The following is a 16,505-nucleotide window of genomic DNA, read 5'->3' as shown; positions in this document are numbered from 1 at the left end:
CGCACAGCACCTCAAGAGGGGGTGAGTACGAGAACTCATACGTCCCTCCCACGCGACACGGGCGGGCCGGTGGGCAAAGCGCGGCGGCTGGTGTTTACGTGGGTGAGGACATTCCGGGATTCCCCGTCACGGAGGTGTACACCATGGCAGACGCCGCCTCGCGGCTGAAGAGCCTCGTCGAACAGTTGCTGGGCACCCCCCTCCCCCTCCGCATCCGCGCCTGGGACGGCTCCCTCGCCGGCCCCCCGACCGCACCGACCCTGATCGTCCGCAACCGCCGGGCCGTGCGCCACCTCCTGTGGAAGCCGGGCGAACTCGGCCTCGCCCGCGCCTGGGTGGCCGGTGACCTCGGCATCGACGGCGACCTCTACACGGCCCTCGACCTCCTCTCCGGCCTGATCTGGGAGCGCGGGGAGGACGCCCGTACCCTCGCCCAGGCCCTGCGCGAGCCGGAGTTCCGCTCGGCCGTCCGCGGCCTGATCGCCCTCTCCGGGCTCCCGCTGCCGCCCGCCCCGCCGCCCGAGGAGGCCCGCCGCCCGCGCCGCGGCCTGCACACCAGGCGCAGCGACCGGCGGGCCATCAGCCACCACTACGACGTGGGCAACGACTTCTACGAGATCGTCCTCGGCCCGTCGATGGTGTACTCGTGCGCCTACTGGCCGGCCCCGCCCCCCGAGGGCACCCTCGAACAGGCCCAGCACGACAAGCTCGAACTGGTCTGCCGCAAACTCGCCCTGAGACCGGGTCAGCGGCTGCTGGACGTCGGCTGCGGCTGGGGCTCGATGGCCCTGCACGCCGCCCGCGAGCACGGCGTGAGCGTCGTCGGCATCACCCTCTCCCAGGAGCAGGCCGCCTACGCCCGTAAGCGGATCGCCGACGAGGGCCTGACCGACCGGGTGGAGATCCGCGTCCAGGACTACCGCGACGTCACGGACGGCCCGTACGACGCGATCTCCTCCATCGGAATGGCCGAGCACGTCGGCTCCGAGCGCTATCTGGAGTACGCGACGGTCCTGCACCGCCTCCTGCGGCCGGGCGGCCGGCTGCTGAACCACCAGATCGCCCGCCGCCCGCAGCGGGACGAGGCGTCGTACCACGTGGACGCGTTCATCGACGCCTATGTCTTCCCCGACGGCGAACTCGCCCCCGTGGGCACCACCGTGTCGAATCTGGAGCGCGCCGGTTTCGAGGTACGCGACCTGGAGTCGATCCGGGAGCACTACGCGCTCACGCTGCGGGCGTGGGTGGCGCGTCTGGAGGCGGACTGGGACCGTGCGGTCGTTCTCACGAGTCCCGGCCGGGCCCGGGTCTGGCTGCTGTACATGGCCGCCTCCGCCCTGGCCTTCGAGCACAACCGCATCGGCGTCAACCAGGTCCTCGCCGTGAGGACCCCCGCCGCCGGCGACTCGGGCCTGCCCCTGCGCAGCCGCACCTGGAACTGACCTACACGACAACCGGGCCCCGTTCCCTGCACAGGGAACGGGGCCCGCGCCATGCCCGTACGGGAGGAACTACTCCGCCTTGATCGCCTGCAGCATGTTCAGCCGCGCGGCCCGCCGGGCCGGCCACAGCGCCGCGAGGACGCCCACCGTGGCGGCCAGCAGCAGGAAGACCGCGAGGCGGCCCCAGGGCAGCACCAGTTCGTACGTCGCCATCCTCGTGCCGAGCAGTTCACCGGCCGCCCAGCCGAAGAACACGCCGAGGCCGATGCCGAGCACCCCGCCGAACAGGGAGATCACCAGGGACTCCAGGCGGACCATCCGCTTGATGCCCTTGCGGTCCAGACCGATCGCGCGGAGCATGCCGATCTCCTGCGAGCGCTCGAACACCGACATGGCGAGGGTGTTGATGACGCCGAGGACCGCCACGATCACCGCCATCGCGAGCAGGCCGTAGACCATGTTCAGCATCAGCGTGAACATCTGCGCGATCTCGTTGGAGAGGTCCTTCTTGTCCTGGACCTTGATCGCCGGGTTGGTGCCGAGGGCCTTCTCCAGCTGGTCCTTGACCGTCGAGGAGGCACCGTCGGCGGTCTTCACCATGACCATCATGTCGGCCGGTTCCGACGCGTGCGGGGCGAGCGTCGCGGTGTCGATCATGATGCCGCTGATCATGTCGTTGCCCCGGTAGATCCCGGCGACCGTCAGCTTCTGCTTCTTGCCGTCCTCGAAGGCGACGGTGACGTCCGAGCCGGCCTTCCAGCCGTAGGACTTGGCGGTCTCGTCGTCGGCGACGATCTTGCTGCCGCCGACCTTGAAAGCACCGTCCGTGACGTCGAAGTCGGTCAGGTCGCTGATCGTGGCGCCGTTGACGCCGGTCAGGTACTCGGTCCGGCCTTCGATGCGGGAGGGCGCGTTGCGCAGGGGGCTGGTGGCGGTGACGTCACCGGCCTGTTCGAGCTTGCGCGCGACGTCCGGGGAGAGCGGGTTGCCGTTCGCCATGGAGACCACGTAGTCGGCCTTGATCGCCTCGGCGGCCATCTTGTCGATGGACTTCTGCAGGCTGCCCGCCATCACGGTCATGCCGGTGATCAGGGTGAGGCCGATCATCAGCGCGGACGCGGTGGCCGCGGTACGGCGCGGGTTACGCACCGAGTTCTGCCGGGCGAGCTTGCCGGAGACACCGAACGCGCGCAGGACCGGCGCCGCGGCGGCGATCAGCGGCCGGGACAGCAGCGGGGTCAGGATGAACACGCCGAGGATCAGCAGGACCGCGCCGAAGCCCATGGGGGCCTGGCCGTCGGAGCCGTCCATCGTGGTGGCCGCGAGGATCACCGCGACACCGGCCGCGGAGAACAGCGCGCCGAGGGTGTTGCGCAGCACCAGGGACTTGGTGGTCGCCTTGGCGTGCACGGAGCTCATCGCCGCCACCGGCGGGATCTTCGCCGCACGGCGGCCGGGCAGCCAGGCGGCGAGCATGGTGACGAGGATGCCGACGGCGAACGCGGTGCCGACTGTGCCCGGGGTGATGACCAGCGGCCCGTCGGGAACCGTCGCCTCCAGCGTGCCCATGAGGGACCGCAGGCCCACTCCGATGCCGACACCGGCGACCAGACCGGCCACGGCGGCGACCGTGCCGACGACGAACGCCTCGATCAGCACCGACCGCGTGACCTGCCGGCGGGAGGCGCCGACGGCGCGGAGCAGGGCGAGTTCCTTGGTGCGCTGGGCGACCAGCATGGTGAAGGTGTTGGCGATGATGAACGTGCCGACGAACAGCGCGATGCCGGCGAACACCAGCAGCCCCTGCTTGAGTCCGCTCATCGAGGAGGCGATCGTCTCGGCCTGCTCGTCGGCGAGCGTCTCGCCGGTCTGCGTCTCGACGACGCCCTTCGGCAGCGCCTTGTCCAGCTGGGCCTTCAGCGCGGCCTCGGAGACCCCGGCCTTCGCCTCGACCTCGATGGTGTCGAAGACGCCCGGCTTGCCGAACAGCTTCTGCGCGGTCGCCGTGTCGAACAGGGCGAGGCTGCCGCCGGCGGCGACATTGCCGTCGTCGGTGGTGAAGATGCCGGTGACCTTCGGGGTGAGGACCGGGCCGTCGACCGAGAGCCGTACGGTGTCGCCGACCTGGTAGCCGGTGCGCTCGGCGGTCCTGGAGTCGAGGAGGATCTCGCCCGGGCCCTTCGGGGCGTGGCCCTCGGTCAGCGGGTAGCGGGGGTCCTTGGTGCCCCAGTAGTTGCCGCCCTGCGACTGGAAGCCGTCGCCGATGAGCTTGCCGTCCTTGTCGGCGAGGGCGGTGAAGCCGCCGACGACGCCGATGGCCCGCTCGGCGCCGGGCACCCGGGCGCTGTCGTCGACCATGGCCCGGGTGAGCTCGTGGCTCTTGCCGACCCGGTCGCCCTCGGCGTCCTTCCACTTCGGGGTGACGGCGACGTCGACGTGGTCGAAGCCCTTGGCGGAGCTCTTCTGCAGGGCGCTGGAGATGGTGTTGGTGAAGACCAGGGTCCCCGACACGAAGGCCACGCCGAGCATCACGGCGAGGACGGTCATCAGGAGCCGGGCCTTGTGCGCGAGGACGTTGCGCAAGGCGGTTCGGAACATGGATCTTCTCTGTCCGGAGGGATGTGCGGGAGGCGGGCGGCGACAGGGCGTCAGCTGGTGCGGCCCTTGGCGTCGAACTGCTTCATCCGGTCGAGCACCGAGTCGGCCGTCGGCCCGTACATCTCGTCGACGATGCGGCCGTCCGCGAGGAAGATCACCCGGTCCGCGTAGGCGGCGGCCACCGGGTCGTGGGTGACCATGACGACGGTCTGCCCCAGCTCGCGCACCGAGTTGCGCAGGAAGCCGAGCACCTCGGCGCCGGAGCGGGAGTCGAGGTTTCCGGTGGGCTCGTCGCCGAAGATGATGTCCGGCTTGGAGGCGAGCGCGCGGGCGACGGCGACGCGCTGCTGCTGGCCGCCGGAGAGCTGCGAGGGCCGGTGCCCGAGCCGCCCGGACAGGCCGATCATGCCGATCACCGTGTCGAGCCACTGCTTGTCCGGCTTACGGCCCGCGATGTCCATGGGCAGGGTGATGTTCTCCAGCGCGGTCAGCGTGGGCAGCAGGTTGAACGCCTGGAAGATGAAGCCGATCTTGTCCCGGCGCAGCTTGGTGAGCTGCTTGTCCTTCAGGGTGCCGAGTTCGACGTCACCGATGCGGACGGAGCCGGAGGAGAAGGTGTCCAGGCCGGCGACGCAGTGCATCAGCGTGGACTTGCCGGAGCCGGAGGGGCCCATGATCGCGGTGAACTCGGCCTGCCGGAAGTCGACGGAGACCCGGTCCAGGGCGACCACCTGGGTCTCGCCCTGGCCGTAGATCTTCGAGAGCTCCGTGGCGCGCGCGGCCACGGTGGTGGTCCGGTCGGCGATGGGTGCGGTGGTCACGGGAATGGACGCTCCTGTCGGGACGTGTACGACGTTGCTGGGGGGATGTGTCCATCGTTCCCCGTGCTTTTCGTCGTGGAGTCAGCCGCTGCTCCGGTTCCGGGGGGAGACTCCGGGCGGACCAGGGAGGGCCGTGTCATACCTGGGGCTGATGCCGTCCCCCTAATGGAGAAGGGGAGCCCGCAGGAGAAGCGCTCGTGCCGACGGGCTCGAAGAAACCGCCGAAGGCCCCCGCCCGGACGGTGAAATTCCGTCATTTCGCGTACGAGGCCGAGGTGCACCCGTAAGGCTGCTGGCAAGTGCTGATGGCCTGCCCGTCAGCTGATGCTCCCTCAGGTGCCAATAAAATAAGACAACATGGCCTTGCCCACTCCCTGAGCGGAGGGGCCGTGCCGATAGGCTCGGAGCACTCGACGCGGAGCCCATGGCCTGCCCGGATGGTGGAATGCAGACACGGCGAGCTTAAACCTCGCTGCCCCTACGCGGGCGTGCCGGTTCAAGTCCGGCTCCGGGCACTTCGCACGCTCCCGGCACCCCTCGAAACCTCCTCGAACCTCTTCTCGAACGCCCACGGACAACACCGAAGGGGCCGCCCGCACCACGGATGGCGGGCGGCCCCTTCGGGGTGTTCAGGGGGCCGGGGTCAGGAGGCCTTGGCCTTTTCCTCGGTCTTCTGGGGCTGGGCGGCCGCGGGGACCGGGGCCGGCTTGGCGGCCTCGTAGAACTCCTCGCGGGGGGACTCGATCGCGCCCAGCGAGACGACCTCGCGCTTGAGGAACATCTGCAGGGTCCAGTCGGCGAAGACGCGGATCTTGCGGTTCCAGGTGGGCATCGCCAGGCCGTGGTAGCCGCGGTGCATGTACCAGGCGAGCCGGCCCTTGAGCTTGATCTTCATCTTGCCCATGACGATCATCGCCACGCCCTTGTGCAGGCCGAGGCCCGCCACCGCGCCCTTGTTGGCGTGGCTGTACTCCTTCTGCGGGAAGCCCCGCATACCGGAGACCACGTTGTCGCCGAGGACCTTGGCCTGGCGCAGCGCGTGCTGGGCGTTCGGCGGGCACCAGGCGTTCTCGTTGCCCGCCTTGCGGCCCACGAGGTCGGGCACCTGAGCGTTGTCGCCCGCGGCCCAGATGTAGTCGGTGCCCTTGACCTGGAGCGTCGGCTCGCAGTCGACGTGACCGCGGGGACCGAGCGGGAGGCCGAAGCGGGCGAGCGCCGGGTTCGGCTTGACGCCGGCGGTCCACACGATCGTGTTGGAGTCGACCTCGAGGCCGTTCTTCAGCACCACGTGACCGTCGATGCAGGAGTCCATGGACGTCGACAGGTAGACCTCGACGCCACGGCTCTCCAGGTGCTCCTTGCCGTACTTGCCGAGCTTCGGACCCACCTCGGGGAGGATCTTGTCGGCGGCGTCGACGAGGATGAAGCGCATGTCCTCACGGGACACGTTCTTGTAGTACTTGGCCGCGTCGCGGGCCATGTCCTCGACCTCGCCGATGGTCTCGGCACCGGCGAAGCCGCCGCCCACGAAGACGAAGGTGAGCGCCTTGCGGCGGATCTCCTCGTCGGTGGTGGAGTCGGCCTTGTCGAGCTGCTCGAGGACGTGGTTGCGCAGGCCGATGGCCTCCTCGATGCCCTTCATGCCGATGCCCTGCTCGGCGAGGCCGGGGATCGGGAAGGTGCGGGAGACCGCGCCGAGCGCGATCACCAGGTAGTCGAAGGGCAGCTCGTACGCCTCGCCGACCAGCGGGGCGATCGTGGCGACCTTGCGGTCCTGGTCGATGGTGGTGACCCGGCCGGTGAGGACCTCCGCCTTGGGAAGCACGCGTCGCAGCGGGACGACGACGTGACGCGGGGAGATGCTGCCGGCGGCGGCTTCGGGGAGGAAGGGCTGGTAGGTCATGTACGACCGCGGGTCGACGACGGTGACGGTCGCCTCGCCGTAACGCATCTTCTTCTGGATGCGCCGAGCTGCGTACAGGCCTACGTACCCACCGCCTACTACGAGGATCCTGGGACGCTCCGTGGTGCTCATGGCATCGAGTATCCACCCGCCTCAGGGGGGTGGCTCGTGCGCCCCTTCACAAGCTCCGGCAGCCCCTGTGTTACACTGCCCGACCCGCGTGACTTAGATCATGTCTAAGTACGGGAACCGTCAGCCGCGCCACACGTTGTCAATGCCGCGTGAGCTGCCTCTCTGGGTTTCGGCCCGAGGCGTGAGCCCCTCGAAACACGTCCGTCGGTACGCGATCCGCAGGCGCCTGCTGAACACGTTCAACGGCCCCGGCAACCCCCGGAAGGGCCATCGGGCCCCCATCAAGACGCCAGTAGGACCGAAATCCTTGTGAAGAACTTCACGAAGTTTCCCGACGGCACCTCACCGAGGGGCCCGCGAAGGGCCCCTCGGCGCCGCTCATACGCTATCCGCACTGCTCAACCGCGGGCTACTGGCCGGTAACAAAAGAGAGCTACGCCACCGACCACGCGATGCCGTCGAGGATGTCGTGCTCGCTCACCACGACCTCCTCCGCGCCGATCCGCTCCATGATCGACAGCAGCACCAGCGCGCCCGCGCCGATCACGTCCACCCGCCCCGGGTGCATGGAGGGGATCCGCGCACGCTCGGCGTGGGTGGAGCGCAGCAGCCGCCCGGTGATCTCGCGGACGCGGTCCCGGGAGACCCGGGAGTGGTGGATGGCCGTCGAGTCGTACTCCGGGAGGTCCTGGGCGATCGCGGAGACGGTCGTGACCGACCCCGCGAGGCCCACCAGGGTGTGTGCCTCGCGCAGCGGGACCGTCTGCTCGGCCAGGTCCAGGGCGGCCTCGATGTCGGCCCGCATCGCCGCGATCTGCTCCTCGGTGGGCGGGTCCGTCACCTTCCCGTCCCGCACCAGGTGCCGCTCGGTCATGCGGACGCAGCCGATGTCGACCGAGCGGGCGGCGCGGACATGGTCGTCGCCGACCACGAACTCGGTCGAGCCACCGCCGATGTCCACCACCAGGTAGGGCTTGGGGAGATGGTCCTGCTCCGCCAGCTCCTTCGTGGCGCCCGTGAAGGAGAACTCGGCCTCCTGGTCACCCGTGATGACCTCGGGCTCCACCCCGAGGATGTCCACCACCCCGCGCACGAACTCCTCGCGGTTCTCGGCGTCGCGGGAGGCGGACGTCGCGACGAAGCGCAGGTGCTCCGACGCCCCGTGCTTCTCGATGATCTCCGCGTACTCCCGGCACGCGGCGAAGGTCCGCTCCAGCGCCTCGGGGGCGAGCCGGCCGGTGCGGTCGACGCCCTGGCCGAGGCGCACGATCGTCATACGGCGGTCCAGATCGACCAGTTCACCGGTCGCCGGATCCGCGTCCGCGACCAGCAGCCGGATGGAGTTCGTACCGCAGTCGACGGCGGCGACCCTGGTCACTCGCCCTCCTCCTTCGCCTCGTCCGTGGCCGTCACGCACGGCCCCTTGCGCCACCACTCCGGCAGCATCGCCAGCGCCTCGTCACCGAGCGGGTTGACGCCCGGCCCGGCGGCCAGTGAGTGGGCCACGAGTACGTGCAGGCACTTCACCCGGTCCGGCATGCCGCCCGCGCTGGGGAAGTTCCTCAGCTCCTCGATCTCGTCGCGGCGCCGGATGTAGTCCTCGTGCGCGGCCCGGTAGGCGGCGGCGAGTTCGGGGTCGGTGGCGAGCCGGTCCGTCATCTCCTTCATCACGCCGTTGGCCTCCAGCGTCCCGATCGCCGAGTTGGCGCGGGGGCAGGTGAGGTAGTACAGCGTCGGGAAGGGGGTGCCGTCGGGCAGGCGCGGGGCGGTCTCCACGACGTCCGGCTGTCCGCAGGGGCAGCGGTGCGCGATGGCGCGCAGCCCGCGCGGGGGCCGGCCGAGCTGCTGCTTGAAGGCCGCGACGTCCGCGTCGGTGGGCTCGGTGCGCGGGGTCGTGGGCGGGGGCGTATGCATGTCTGTCTTTCTCTACGGTCACTGCGGTCGCTACGGTCGCTGAGCGGCCCGTACGGTCACTGGTCGGCGGCGTCGGCCTTGTCGACGCCGTTCCAGAGGTTCGCGTACCAGGGGCGGTCGGCCGCCTCCAGGTCGGTGCGGGACTTCTTGGCCGGGCCGGGGTCGATCACGATGTAGCCGGTCTCGCCCGGCATGACGTAGTGCAGCCGGCGGCGGATCTCCTGCTCGGCGTAGGCGTCGTCCTGCCAGCGGGCCTTGAGGTCGCGCAGCCGTTCGACGCGCTGCCTCGCCTCCTGCTGCTGTTGCTTCAGGTCGGCGATCTCGGCGCGCTGGGAGACGTACTGCCGCATGGGATAGGCGAGGGCCACGATCAGCGAGCAGACCACCAGCGCGAGCAGCGCGGCCCGGCCGGTGAGCCGGGAGCGGCGGGCCTGGCGTTTGGTCTGCGAGCGGTAGACCCGGGCGGCGGTCTGCTCACCGATCAGCCGGATCCTGGTCGCGGTGGAGAAACGGTCGCGGTCCTTCACGGCCATCTCGAATACCGCCTCCCGTGCACGCGCGTACGTCCCCGCACACGGTACGGGACCGAGTGCGGGGACGTACGTACGACGCTGCCTACTTCAGTGTCGGCCGGGTTGTTCAGCCCTTGAAGCGCGGGAACGCGCTGCGGCCGGCGTACACCGCCGCGTCGTCGAGGATCTCCTCGATGCGCAGCAGCTGGTTGTACTTGGCGACGCGCTCGGAGCGGGCCGGGGCGCCGGTCTTGATCTGGCCGCAGTTGGTGGCGACGGCGAGGTCGGCGATGGTGACGTCCTCGGTCTCGCCGGAGCGGTGGGACATCATGCACTTGAAGCCGTTGCGCTGGGCCAGCTCGACGGCGTCCAGGGTCTCGGTGAGCGAACCGATCTGGTTCACCTTGACCAGCAGGGCGTTGGCGGCGCCCTCCTCGATACCGCGGGCCAGGCGCTCGGGGTTGGTGACGAACAGGTCGTCGCCGACGAGCTGGACCTTGTCACCGAGCTGGGCGGTGATGGTCTTCCAGCCCTCCCAGTCGTCCTCGAACAGCGGGTCCTCGATGGACACGAGCGGGTACGCCTCGACGAGCTCGGCGTAGTACTCCGTCATCTCGGCTGCCGAGCGCTCCTTGCCCTCGAAGACGTACACGCCGTCCTTGTAGAACTCGGACGCGGCGACGTCCAGCGCGAGGGCGATCTGCTCGCCGGGGGTGTAGCCGGCCTCCTTGATCGCCTCCAGGATGAGGTCCAGGGCCTCGCGGTTGGAGCCGAGGTTCGGGGCGAAGCCGCCCTCGTCGCCGAGGCCGGTGGCCAGGCCCTTGCTCTTCAGGACCTTCTTCAGCGTGTGGTAGACCTCGGCGCCCCAGCGCAGGGCCTCGGAGAAGGACTCCGCGCCGATCGGGGCGATCATGAACTCCTGGATGTCCACGTTGGAGTCGGCGTGCGAGCCGCCGTTCAGGATGTTCATCATCGGCACCGGAAGCAGGTGCGCGTTGGGGCCGCCCAGGTAGCGGAACAGCGGCAGGTCGCTGGCCTCGGAGGCGGCGTGGGCGACGGCGAGGGAGACGCCGAGGATGGCGTTGGCGCCGAGCGAGCCCTTGTTGTCGGTGGCGTCCAGGTCGAACATCGCCTGGTCGATCAGGCGCTGCTCGGTGGCGTCGTACCCGACCAGCTCCGGGCCGATCTGCTCGATGACGGCGAGGACGGCCTTCTCCACGCCCTTGCCGAGGTAGCGGTTCGAGTCGCCGTCGCGGAGCTCGATGGCCTCGAAGGCGCCCGTGGAGGCGCCGGACGGGACGGCGGCACGACCGGTGCTGCCGTCGTCGAGGCCGACCTCGACCTCGACCGTGGGGTTGCCTCGGGAGTCCAGGATTTCCCGGGCTACGACGACGTCGATGGACGGCACGAGCATCTCCTTCTTGGATGTGACGCGAGTGTGCAGGGCCATGGTGGCGCTGCGAGACCGAGCCTAACCGGCTCAGGGCGATCGGCCATCCGGTCGCCCACCGGCTGGACAGAACCGAGAGTAAATTGTTTCCGAACGGAACAAAGACGGTTTCCCAAAAAAGCCCGCCCCGGTGCGTACGGGGGAACACGCACCGGGGCGGGCGGACTGCGGGGCCGCTGCTTACTTCAGGTGCAGCTGCTGGCCCGGGTAGATGAGGTCGGCGTCCTCGACGATGTCGTCGTTCAGCTTGAAGAGCTTCTCCCAGCCGCCCTTGACGCCGTGCTCCTCGGCGATGGAGCTGAGGGTGTCGCCCTTGACGACCTTGTACTCGCCGTCGCCCTTCTCGACCTTCTCACCGGTCGGGGTGGTGACGGTCTTCTCGGCCTTCTTCTCGGCCTTCGGCGCCGGGCGCTCGGTGGAGCGCGAGGCCTTCTGCTCGGTGGAGCGCTCGGCGGTGTCGGCCTTGGGGGCCGGTGCCTCGGCGGCGGCGCCGGTGTAGGCGGCGTTGGAGAGGTTCTTGCCGCAGACCGGCCAGGCACCCTTGCCCTGGCCCGCGAGGACCTTCTCGGCGATCTCGATCTGCTGCGCCTTGGTGGCCTGGTCGGCGGTGGCGGCGTACTTCGTGCCGCCGTACGCGGCCCAGGTGGAGGCGGAGAACTGCAGACCGCCGTAGTAGCCGTTGCCGGTGTTGATGGACCAGTTGCCGCCCGACTCGCACTGGGCGACGGCGTCCCACTCGGAGGCGGTGGCGGCGGAAGCCGAGCCGGCCGCCATCAGCGGGGCGGCGACGGCGGCGCCGGTGACACCGGCGATGGCGATGGCGCGGGTGGCCTTGGACGGACGACGGTGCTTGCCCTTGCCGGAAAACAGCATGGATGGATCCCCTCACCGACGCCTGCGAGGTGAGCTGTCGGGTTCGGGCCGGTTGAGTTGCCCGGCCACGTCCCTCACGGGACGCGGCTACACCCCAAGCCGCGATCCGGTGTCAACCACCGGAGACGGCACTTACCTTGGGTCCCCCGCTCCTGCCTACGGCGCATGACGCGACGACTGTTCCCGTGCTGCCACTGGCAGGATTCGGCGTGGCGGCAGCCGGGGCCCGCGGTGGCGAGCGGTCACGACCGTAGACACGCGCTCGGCCGATTTTCAAAGACGATCAGGGCTTCTGAGACCTATCTCTCACCGCGTTTATATCGGGCATTCAGCTCGAAACATGACGTCAACTGCCGCCTGCTCCGGGGCTTTTCCCCCGTCACTTTTCGCCCGATTCGACCCCGACCTCAAGCGTCTGACCGGGGAGGATGAGGTTCGGGTCGGCGCCGACGGTCTGCGCGTTCTCGGCGTAGAGCGCCCGCCATCCGCCGTCCGCCTCAAGGGAGTCGGCGATGGACCAGAGACTGTCGCCGGGGCGCACGGTGTAGGAGCCGTCGACGGTGTCGCGGGACGCGTGCCGTCCGGTCGATCCGGGCGTACGGTCCTGACCCTGGCCTTCCTCGGCACTGGGGCCGCGGTGGCGGCCGGCGCCGGCGGAGTCGCCCGTGTCGGTGAGCGAGGAAGAACCGCTGCTCTGCCCGGACTTGTCCGACTCGTCCCGTCCGGGGGTGAGCGAGGCGGAGGGGGTGGGGGACGCCTCCTCCTCCACGCCGCCGGACTTGTCGGACTTGGGCGTTTCGCCGGTCGAGGTCTCCGACCCCTCCTCGTCCTCCGTTTCCGTTTCCGTGGCCGAGGGCGACGGCGACGGCGAGGAAGAAGCCGACGATTCGCCGGAGTCGGGCAGTCCGGACGGGTCCGTGGCGTCCGGGGTGGGCTTCGGGGAGTCCGTGGATGCCGGGGACTGCGACTCCACCCCGGTGTCCACATCGGCCGACGCCGAGTCCTGCTGGAGCCCCGTGAGCAGTCCGCAGGCGCGCCACGCGCCCACACCCTGGTCGGCGAGGATGCGCTCCGCGACGGCTATCTGCTGGCCCCGGCTGGCCTGGTCGGCGCTGGGCGCGTAGTCCAGGCCGCCGTAGGTCTCCCAGTCGTCCTGGGTCAACTGCAGGCCGCCGTAATAGCCGTTGCCGGTGTTCTGGCTCCAGGAGCCGCCGGACTCGCACTCCGCGACCCGGTCCCAGGTCGCCCCGTCGGCCGCACTGGCGCTGCCTGCCCCGAGGAGGGGGATCGCGATGGCGGAGCCGGTGACTCCGGCCGCGACGAGGAGAGCCGGAGCCTGGCGGGGGCGACGGTGCCGACCGTTCCCGGAAAGCATGCGGAGACCTTTCACACGACAGCAGTGACCGGCGCGGCGAACGAGTATGAGACACCGCGTTGATGGGTGAACGTATCGGCAGACGATCACTTGTCACAAGTTCATGCCGCGTAGATCACGTGAAGATCACAGAAGTGAACGCGTGTCATGTTTGCGCTGGTTGCGCTCGGGGCAGGACGGGCGGCGCTCTCGCCGGTCAGGGACCCGGCGGGGTGAATTCCACGGGCAGCGTGCGCAGTCCGCGCATGATGAGCCCGCCGCGCCAGCGCAGTTCGGCCGGGTCCACGGCCAGGCGCAGGTCCGGCAGCCGGGTCAGCAGCGTGGCGAGGGCGGTCTGGCCCTCCAGGCGTGCGAGGGGCGCGCCCAGGCAGTAGTGGATGCCGTGGCCGTATCCCAGATGCTGGTTGTCGCGCCGGCCGAGGTCGAGCACATCGGGGTCGGTGAAGCGCTCCGGGTCCCGGTCGGCGGCGGCCAGGACGACGAGGACCGGGTCGCCGGCCGCGATGCGCTGCCCGCCGATGGTGACCGGCTCGGTGGCGAACCGCCAGGTGGCGAGCTCCACCGGGCCGTCGAAGCGCAGGAGTTCCTCCACCCCGGTCGCCAGCAGCTCCCGCTCCCCGGCCGCCAGGGACCGCTGGAGGCGGGCGCGCTGCTCGGGGTGGGTGAGCAGGGCGTAGGTGCCGTTGCCGATGAGATTGACGGTGGTCTCGAAACCCGCGAACAGCAGGATGAACGCCATCGCGGCGGCCTCGTTCTCGGTGAGGTGCTCACCGTGGTCGGAGGCGCGGATGAGGCCGGAGATGAGGTCCTCGCCGGGCGCGGGCTCGGCGGGCAGGGCCTCGCGCTTGCGGTGGATGAGGTCGGCGAGATAGCCGCGCATCTTCTTCACCGAGCGCGCGACACCGCCCCGGGGGCCGCCCTGATGACGGATCATCATGCCCGCCCAGTCACGGAAGTCGTCCTGGTCCTCGCGGGGGACGCCGAGCAGGTCGCAGATGGCGTAGATGGGCAGCGGGAAGGCGAACTCGTGGATGAGGTCGGCCGAGCCGTGCGCCGCGAACCGGTCGATGAGCGTGTCCGTGAGCTCCTGCACCCTCGGCGCGAACTCGGCCACCCGGCGCGGGGTGAACGCCTTGCTGACCAGCCGCCGCAGCCGGGTGTGGTCCGGCGGGTCGATGTTCAGCAGGTGCGTCATCAGCTCCGCCTTGCGCTCGCCCGGGATGCCGGTCTTGCCCTTGGCGTGTGCGGGCTCGTCGTGATGCGCCGGGTTCTTGGACAGCCGGTTGTCGGCGAGGGTCTGCTTGGCGTCGGCGTACCGGGTGACCAGCCAGGCCTCCACCCCGCTGGGCAGCCGGGTCCGGTGCACGGGGGCGTGCTCGCGGAGCCAGGCGTAGGCGGGGTAGGGGTCGGCGGCGAACTCCCAGGTGAAGAGTTCGGGGGCGGGCTGCTCGGTCACTCCCCGACGGTAACCGCCCGGCGGGAGTGCAACCCGCGCACCCCCCTCAGCGCTCCAGCAGGAAGTCGTACACCGCCTGCCGGCCCTCGTCACCCACCGCCCTGCTCTGCACCGAATGGGCGGCGCCCTCGACCACCACGACCTCGGCGCGCGGTGTCAGCCTCTTCTGGTCGTACAGCCATTCCACCGGCGTCGACAGATCACGGTCACCGCCGAGCAGCAGGACCGGGATACCGCCGGGGAGCCGGCGGTGCGGCGAGGGCAGCGGGGGCGCCGGGGTCGGCGGCCAGTGCAGGCAGCTGAGCATCGAGCCGAGGCCGGTCGCGGTGGCCGCGTCGAAGGGGCCGTGGTCGCGGGGAGTCAGCTCGGCGCCCGCCTTCTCCAGCGCCTCGCGCCGCCCGGCCACCGGGGCGTCCGACCTGCCCCAGGGGTAGCGGCCGTCCAGGCACAGCGTCGAGGCGTGCAGACCCTGGCTCAGCTCCTCGGCGGTCGCCGCGTTGCCCTGCCGGGCGCCCGCGATCAGGCCGCGCAGATGGCCGGGGTCGCCGTTCGCCGCCTTGTGCAGGGCGTCGATCATCTCCGCGTAGTCCGGGTCGACGAAGCCCCACGTGGTCAGCGCGTCGATGACGTCGACGCCGTTGCCGTAGGTGTCCACCACCTCGGCGAGGTCCGCGGCGGGGTCGGTGGCGCAGTCGATCGCCGCGCACGCCTCCCGCAGCACGCGCGGTGCCGCGCGCAGGGCGGCGCGGTCCATCGGGTCGTATCCCGTCTGCGGTACGACCGAGTCCAGCACCAGCCGCGCCACCCGGCCCGGGTGCGCGAGCGCGTACCGCGCGGCGGTGTACGTGCCGTAGGAGACGCCGTCGAGCGTCATCTTCCGTACGCCCAGGGCGCGGCGCAGCAGCTCCAGGTCGGCGACGGTGTCACCGGTGCCGTAGAAGCGGCGCTGCTCGCCGATGGCGGCGGCGCAGTCCTTCACCGCCTGCTCGGTGGGCGGCGTGAGGTCGGAGGAGCCCATCTCCTTCTGCAGCTGCGGGCATCGCAGAGCGCCGGCACCGGTGCCGCGCTGGTCGATCATCACCAGGCGGTAGTCCTTCAGGACCGGTGCCATCCTCTCGCTGAGCCGCTTCACGAACGGCACACCCGGCTGTCCGGGGCCGCCGGTGAGGAACAGCAGGACGCCCTTGGGGGCTTCCGCGTTGTCCGCCATCGCCACCTTCAGGCCGAGCCGGCCCGGTGTACGGCCCCGGTGGTCGAGCGGGACGGTCAGGGTCGCGCAGGTGAAGCCCTCCAGGCCGGGGCAGGCCGCGGCGCCGGAGAGTCCCCCGCTCCCCCCGGCCGGTGCCGCGGCCGCCCCGTCCTGCCGGTCCTGCGCCGCCGAGGTGCACGTGCCCGACACCAGCAGGACGCCGGCGGCGGCGAGCGCCACGGTCACCCGGGACCGGGGTCTCCGTACCGCCGTCTGTGTCCCCCGCGTCTGTCGGGTCTGTCGTGCCCGTCGTGTCCTGCGCACGTCCGCCCCCTCGGCTTCGTCGACCGGGGCATCAGGGTGCGCCGGGGCGGTTGGTGACGGCGAGCGTTGGTGCCACGATTCGAGCAGGTTCGAAGAGTGGGGTGTACGACCGGGGGGCGCTCGTGATTGAACTCACCGTGGACGCGTCGGGGTTGGCCCGCTCCCGTTTCGCGGTCTCACCGCTGCACGAGGTCACGTCCACCCTGCTGCCGTGGGGCCTGCGCCCGGAGTCCGGCACCGATCCGTGGGTGGCCCGCGCCCGCCGGGTGCTGCGCCGGGCGCGGCTGCCGCTGCTCTCGGCGCTGGCGCTGGACGCCGGCGGATACGTACCGGACTTTCTCAGTCCCCATCCGTCCGGGCCCTCTCCCACCGTCGAGGAGGAACTCGAGCGGGTGCGCGCCACCCCGCCCGAGCGGGTCATGGCCGAGCTGGAGGCGCTGCGCGACGGCCGCCCGAGCAGCGGGCTCGCCGGTACGGAGCTGCCGGACGAGGTGCGGCGCGCCATGGCGCGGGGCG

12 protein-coding genes, 1 tRNA gene, 1 pseudogene and 1 riboswitch are annotated in these 16,505 nt (G+C 70.6%); of the genes and pseudogenes, 3 read left to right on the top strand and 11 right to left on the bottom strand.

Features of this window, described 5'->3' with window-relative positions:
• The first annotated feature begins 143 nt into the window (after positions 1–143).
• Entirely contained in the window at positions 144–1,442 is a 1,299-nt protein-coding gene (locus N4P33_RS09125) for a cyclopropane-fatty-acyl-phospholipid synthase family protein (protein ID WP_260825809.1), read from the top strand.
• Between the two features lie 69 nt (positions 1,443–1,511).
• Here the strand turns inward: N4P33_RS09125 and N4P33_RS09120 are convergent, their stop codons facing one another.
• Together N4P33_RS09120 and N4P33_RS09115 are read right to left on the bottom strand one after the other, a co-directional pair.
• On the bottom strand, positions 1,512–4,040 hold the full coding sequence (locus N4P33_RS09120; RefSeq protein WP_260825808.1) for an ABC transporter permease: 2,529 nt from the start codon (positions 4,038–4,040) through the stop codon (positions 1,512–1,514).
• A 50-nt stretch (positions 4,041–4,090) separates the two neighbouring features.
• On the bottom strand, positions 4,091–4,861 hold the full coding sequence (locus tag N4P33_RS09115; RefSeq protein WP_260825807.1) for an ABC transporter ATP-binding protein: 771 nt from the start codon (positions 4,859–4,861) through the stop codon (positions 4,091–4,093).
• A gap of 431 nt (positions 4,862–5,292) precedes the next feature.
• On the opposite strand from N4P33_RS09115, the gene N4P33_RS09110 reads away from it, so the two are divergent.
• Positions 5,293–5,376: transfer RNA gene (locus N4P33_RS09110), tRNA-Leu, on the top strand.
• A 128-nt stretch (positions 5,377–5,504) separates the two neighbouring features.
• Here N4P33_RS09110 and N4P33_RS09105 read toward each other — a convergent pair.
• The 9 genes from N4P33_RS09105 to N4P33_RS09065 form a co-directional block, all read right to left on the bottom strand.
• Positions 5,505–6,896: an NAD(P)/FAD-dependent oxidoreductase gene (locus N4P33_RS09105; protein WP_260825806.1), complete on the bottom strand. Its 1,392-nt coding sequence runs from the start codon at positions 6,894–6,896 to the stop codon at positions 5,505–5,507.
• 433 nt (positions 6,897–7,329) lie between these two features.
• A complete protein-coding gene (locus tag N4P33_RS09100) occupies positions 7,330–8,274 on the bottom strand; it encodes a Ppx/GppA phosphatase family protein (protein ID WP_260825805.1) in 945 nt (314 codons plus the stop codon).
• Positions 8,271–8,810, bottom strand: coding sequence for a DUF501 domain-containing protein (locus N4P33_RS09095; protein ID WP_260825804.1), 540 nt, complete (start codon positions 8,808–8,810; stop codon positions 8,271–8,273). The genes N4P33_RS09100 and N4P33_RS09095 overlap by 4 nt, the downstream gene beginning before the upstream one ends.
• 56 nt (positions 8,811–8,866) lie before the next feature.
• A complete protein-coding gene (locus N4P33_RS09090) occupies positions 8,867–9,343 on the bottom strand; it encodes a septum formation initiator family protein (protein ID WP_260825803.1) in 477 nt (158 codons plus the stop codon).
• A gap of 106 nt (positions 9,344–9,449) precedes the next feature.
• The gene (gene eno / locus N4P33_RS09085) at positions 9,450–10,730 is read right to left on the bottom strand and encodes a phosphopyruvate hydratase (protein WP_260825802.1); all 1,281 of its coding nucleotides are present in this window, start codon (positions 10,728–10,730) and stop codon (positions 9,450–9,452) included.
• 222 nt (positions 10,731–10,952) lie between these two features.
• On the bottom strand, positions 10,953–11,645 hold the full coding sequence (locus tag N4P33_RS09080) for a LysM peptidoglycan-binding domain-containing protein (RefSeq protein WP_260825801.1): 693 nt from the start codon (positions 11,643–11,645) through the stop codon (positions 10,953–10,955).
• Positions 11,646–11,649: 4 nt separating this feature from the next.
• Positions 11,650–11,819, bottom strand: a riboswitch (cyclic di-AMP (ydaO/yuaA leader).
• A gap of 205 nt (positions 11,820–12,024) precedes the next feature.
• Positions 12,025–13,020, bottom strand: coding sequence for a LysM peptidoglycan-binding domain-containing protein (locus N4P33_RS09075; protein WP_260825800.1), 996 nt, complete (start codon positions 13,018–13,020; stop codon positions 12,025–12,027).
• A gap of 196 nt (positions 13,021–13,216) precedes the next feature.
• Complete coding sequence (locus tag N4P33_RS09070) at positions 13,217–14,476, bottom strand: cytochrome P450 (protein ID WP_260825799.1); 1,260 nt, start codon at positions 14,474–14,476, stop codon at positions 13,217–13,219.
• Between the two features lie 46 nt (positions 14,477–14,522).
• Positions 14,523–15,911, bottom strand: coding sequence for an alpha/beta hydrolase (locus N4P33_RS09065; RefSeq protein ID WP_260825798.1), 1,389 nt, complete (start codon positions 15,909–15,911; stop codon positions 14,523–14,525).
• A gap of 200 nt (positions 15,912–16,111) precedes the next feature.
• Here N4P33_RS09065 and N4P33_RS09060 point away from each other — a divergent pair.
• Positions 16,112–16,505, top strand: a pseudogene (locus tag N4P33_RS09060) (hypothetical protein); the annotation flags it as partial.

Origin of the sequence: Streptomyces sp. 15-116A, from assembly GCF_025290915.1 — a bacterium.
In the GTDB taxonomy this organism is placed as follows: domain Bacteria; phylum Actinomycetota; class Actinomycetes; order Streptomycetales; family Streptomycetaceae; genus Streptomyces.
Note: the sequence above shows the minus strand (reverse complement) of the source record. Positions and strands in the feature narration are given on the sequence as shown.

Bases quoted from the DNA above. Each gene is read 5' to 3' on its own strand.
- N4P33_RS09125 (WP_260825809.1), top strand. From the start codon at position 144: ATGGCAGACGCCGCCTCGCGGCTGAAGAGCCTCGTCGAACAGTTGCTG.
- N4P33_RS09120 (WP_260825808.1), bottom strand. From the start codon at position 4,040: ATGTTCCGAACCGCCTTGCGCAACGTCCTCGCGCACAAGGCCCGGCTC.
- N4P33_RS09105 (WP_260825806.1), bottom strand. From the start codon at position 6,896: ATGAGCACCACGGAGCGTCCCAGGATCCTCGTAGTAGGCGGTGGGTAC.
- N4P33_RS09095 (WP_260825804.1), bottom strand. From the start codon at position 8,810: ATGCATACGCCCCCGCCCACGACCCCGCGCACCGAGCCCACCGACGCG.
- N4P33_RS09090 (WP_260825803.1), bottom strand. From the start codon at position 9,343: ATGGCCGTGAAGGACCGCGACCGTTTCTCCACCGCGACCAGGATCCGG.
- N4P33_RS09080 (WP_260825801.1), bottom strand. From the start codon at position 11,645: ATGCTGTTTTCCGGCAAGGGCAAGCACCGTCGTCCGTCCAAGGCCACC.
- N4P33_RS09075 (WP_260825800.1), bottom strand. From the start codon at position 13,020: ATGCTTTCCGGGAACGGTCGGCACCGTCGCCCCCGCCAGGCTCCGGCT.